Raw genomic sequence first — 287 nt, 5'->3', positions numbered from 1 at the left:
GGTGTAGCTGCGTCGACCACGCATGCGCGGGGACCAAAGCGTGAGATTGGCGGAGTCCCAGAGCAACTCGAGCGCGGCCTGCGGGGTGAAGTGCGCGAAGGGCGGGGACCCGAGTGGATCGGCCGCGACGACCACGTGGCAGATCTCCCCGGAGCGCGCGAGCGCGGCCGCGCTGTAGTGCCGACGCGGATCGATGAGCGGATCGGGCGCGTAGGAGGGACAGCCGAGGGAATGGTGGTGAGAGCGGCCCGGCAGATTGGCCAGAAAGTGGCGGCCCTGCCGGTGCC

The 287-nt window shown here is 70.7% G+C and carries 1 protein-coding gene; it reads right to left on the bottom strand.

Translation table 11 applies throughout. The features are described 5' to 3' along the window. A partial coding sequence (locus tag MD536_RS21310; RefSeq protein ID WP_239603806.1) for a DUF1173 domain-containing protein occupies window positions 1-287 on the bottom strand: 287 nt, incomplete at both ends.

It is taken from the genome of Flavihumibacter cheonanensis (assembly GCF_022352215.1).
In the GTDB taxonomy this organism is placed as follows: domain Bacteria; phylum Bacteroidota; class Bacteroidia; order Chitinophagales; family Chitinophagaceae; genus Flavihumibacter; species Flavihumibacter cheonanensis.
This window is presented reverse-complemented; position numbering and strand designations above follow the sequence as displayed.